The 3,269-nt window shown below is 50.1% G+C and carries 3 protein-coding genes and 1 pseudogene; all 4 read right to left on the reverse strand.

From position 1 onward, the window contains the following. The coding region (gene pglZ / locus ABGY95_RS11800) for a BREX-1 system phosphatase PglZ type A (RefSeq protein ID WP_347441883.1) at positions 1 to 1,290 on the reverse strand (1,290 nt) is incomplete at its 3' end. A gap of 23 nt (positions 1,291 to 1,313) precedes the next feature. Further along, positions 1,314 to 2,612 carry a type II toxin-antitoxin system HipA family toxin gene (locus ABGY95_RS11805; RefSeq protein ID WP_347441884.1) on the reverse strand — a complete coding sequence of 433 codons (1,299 nt, stop codon included), beginning with the start codon at positions 2,610 to 2,612 and terminating at the stop codon, positions 1,314 to 1,316. Continuing rightward, on the reverse strand, positions 2,605 to 2,886 hold the full coding sequence (locus tag ABGY95_RS11810) for a helix-turn-helix domain-containing protein (protein ID WP_347441885.1): 282 nt from the start codon (positions 2,884 to 2,886) through the stop codon (positions 2,605 to 2,607). The genes ABGY95_RS11805 and ABGY95_RS11810 overlap by 8 nt, the downstream gene beginning before the upstream one ends. A 112-nt stretch (positions 2,887 to 2,998) precedes the next feature. Further along, positions 2,999 to 3,269, reverse strand: a pseudogene (locus ABGY95_RS11815) (class I SAM-dependent DNA methyltransferase); the annotation flags it as partial.

The raw sequence follows: 3,269 nt of genomic DNA on the forward strand, positions 1-3,269 counted from the left end.
AACGTGTTGCTTGAAAAAGTTTCTTTGAGACTTCGTATTCTGCGCACTCCACTTTTCACAGGCATCCACATGCACTTGCCAGCGATCATTGAGCTTGAGCAGAAACTCGTTGCTGTAGAGGTTTTCTATCTGCTCGTTGAGCTGCTTAGTGAGTGAGGCATGCCCTGACTTACGCACGTGGTAGATGAACTTCCGGTAAAGTTGGTCAACTTTGAACCAATGTGCTGCATATTGTTCAATGCCATCGCTCAAGCTATGCATTTCTAGCTTACTATCAGCGAGCAGTTGGCTGAATTGCCCAGCGTAGTCGATCGCCTCGTAGAGGTCTTGGTATTTTTTGAACCAATGGCTCTGCCTGCGTTGGCGTACCAAGAGGGTCACATCGCCACTACTCACCGTGGAGGATACGATGGACTTCACTAGGTCGGAGATGATTTTCTGCTCAACCACTTCAAAGTAATCGATTTCAATAAGCTCTCTGAAATCTTGATTATGGAGCTTGGATTCAATGTCCAGGACCTGTGCGGCCTCCTGTGATAGAGCTTCGAAGCTTACTTCGTGGCGGCGGCTATCTTTCCAGCGCTTGAGGAATGCCAGCGCCTCTTGGTTCATCATGGGATCTCCGTGAAGGGCAAGAGCGTAGCAGGACTTGAATAGCTCAATGGCAAAATCCGTGATGCCCGGTTCCTCTGAATGGTACCCATAGCTATGCTGCACTTGTGACCATAGGAATTCAGCTAGCTCAGATTTGAGAATGAGATTCCACTTGCTTTCGCTCTCAACCGAGAGCTCTTGGAGTAGTGATTCCAAGATGCTGTCGAGTCTGGCGTCAGCACCAGTAATCACCGCAAGCATCTTTTTGCGGACATCATTGTGGGTGTCTGTACCTTCTAGGAGGGCTTTCAGCTGCTCCCTGCGCTTGGCGGAGCCAAAGAAATGCAGATGCTGCTGCAGTAGATCGACAAACCCAAAGTCTAGGCCAAGCTCGTCTCTCCAGATCGCCACTTGGTCAGTGCTGAATTCCGAGTGCGCTAACTGCACATCCAGCAACCAATTCTTAGTATCAGCGGGGGCAGCTCCATCGTGGTAAACGAGAAATTTTTGCTTCGCTTGCTCACGGAGCATTTGATACTTCAGGCCGAAGGCATTGCGTTCGAGCACGACCTTCTCGACGCCATCGAGTGAGACCGCTTCGAAGTCGTTGCGGAGTTCGCGTTTCTCATCGTACCAGAAGACGATTCGGTGTTTCTCAAATTGCTTGCTGAGCGCTTGTTGGATGCGGGTGGACATGGATGATGAAGGGTGAAATGGTACTAGACTGAAAAATACTGAGCTTGGATGTCTGACGCTCGCTGACTGATGCACTCAGAGAGAGTTTGAATGATTGGGTGTGTCAGCCCTTGGGAATGAAGTAGTACAGCAGTGGCTGCTGCTGCGGGCTGAATTTCTGTGGTCATCGTCTTTAGTTTACCTAATAAATCGTCTGGGGTTAGTCGCAGCTGCTTTGCCAACAACAACCAGTGGCGGAGTTCTATTTTTTTGAAATGATACTCACTGCCAAGCTTCATCGCCAACTTCGCTTTATGCGGATTGTAGCGATCAGTAAAGGGCATGAGGCTAGCAATGTCGTAGATTGGAGTGAGAGCAATTTGGCCACTGCCCGCAAAGAGGAGCGAATAGTTTTTGGCGTGGGCATCGGTTCCAACAATCAAGTAGTTGAGTATGATAGCATCCGCGAAGGTGTTGATGTCTTCATAGGCGTCGCTACTGTACTCCCAGATGGTATTGGCAATATCTTCGACAGACGGCCCACCTTGGCTCTGGTATTTACGGTGTGGCATCACGCTGAGCGCTTGGCAAAAGTCCTCTTGATGGATGCGGTAGTATCGCCCCTCTAGAAAAAAACGATCGTAGCGTTTGAGAACAATTACTGGGGTGGGTCCGGCATGAATGACGCGGGAATCGGCTACGGAAATACCAAGCTTGGCCCCCAGTTGGAGACAGAAATGTTCATTCTCAGCTATTCCGTCTAGATCCTTGATCGCCGGTTTTAGAATGTGGGTTGTGGGGGTCAGCCCACTAGGGACACCCCATTCTCCAGTTGTGGGGGATTGATAAAGCGCTATCTTTGGCTGGGCGCCAGCTAGACTAAACTGTCCTTCGTCTGTGGCCACACGTTGAACTCCATTATTTTTAAGAACGGCCACGACTCTCTGTGCTAGCTCATGCTGATCGAGCCATTGTACTTGTTCTGCATAGCTGTTATCGAGCAATTCGTGCTCACGCGCTGCAGGGATAAACTGGATGGCTCCTGCGCAGTCCTGTCCCACATGCTCTAGTAGTCGAAATACGTTACGAGCTGAGACATGAAATTTCTTAGCCCACTCAGCGAGTACCGTTTCGTTGTCAGGTAGGAGGCCCCATAAGTAGGCTTCTACCGTTTTATGTGTGTGCGATGATTTCACCAAGGGCATCGAAACTGAGAGTGGGTATGCCTCTGGGTTTTCTAGCCATTCAGCAGTGTAGCTGAAACTCAACTCATTATCAGCATAGCTGACTGTCCCCATCTTTTGCTGGTTTACGATGATGCTTAAGACTTCCGCTTTATTCATGCTCTTGGGCTGGGGAGTGGGATCTTAGGCTCTGCAGGTAGCGGCTGGTTATGCTGGTCGAAGGGGCTGGTTCCGCAGCATCGAGTTGAAGCCCCAGTGCTTTGAGAGTGCGCAGTACAAGAGCCAGCTCAACACTTGGTTTCGCCTTCTCTAGTCCAATCAACCAGTCTCGGCTCACCCCAGCACGTTTAGCCAGTTCAGCCTGAGTCCAGCCCTTGCTGCGTCTTTGCTCTTTGATGAGACTGGCCACATCGTTGGCGCTGGTGATATGCATAAAATCCTTATAGCTGTGTCGGGGTACGTCGACAAGTTCTAAATAGTCGACGAACGCCTACTTTGGGCTAATTGTGGTCGTTCGTCGACACTGTGCGAAATATTCCCTGTCATTACTTCCCAGTCAGGCCGGTTACTTTTTTGAGGGCTAGGCCTTTATCGGTTTTGAATTTGTTGTAGTTGACTTTGACGCCGTCATCGAGGTCGAGGTCGATTTGTTGTTGGGCTAGGGGGAAGAGGACGTCGCGTTCCCAGTCTTTGAGCTCGGTGAGGGTGGCTTTGATCTTTTTGATCTCCTTGAGGGCGGCGGTTTTGTCCTTCTTGCTTGCGTCGGCGCTGGTTTCTAGGTGCTGCAGGTTGTCCATCTTGGCGCTGAGTTTTTCT

This window comes from Rubritalea sp., assembly GCF_039830215.1.
GTDB lineage: Bacteria > Verrucomicrobiota > Verrucomicrobiia > Verrucomicrobiales > Akkermansiaceae > Rubritalea.

Bases quoted from the DNA above. Each gene is read 5' to 3' on its own strand.
- ABGY95_RS11805 (WP_347441884.1), bottom strand. From the start codon at position 2,612: ATGAATAAAGCGGAAGTCTTAAGCATCATCGTAAACCAGCAAAAGATG.
- ABGY95_RS11810 (WP_347441885.1), bottom strand. From the start codon at position 2,886: ATGCATATCACCAGCGCCAACGATGTGGCCAGTCTCATCAAAGAGCAA.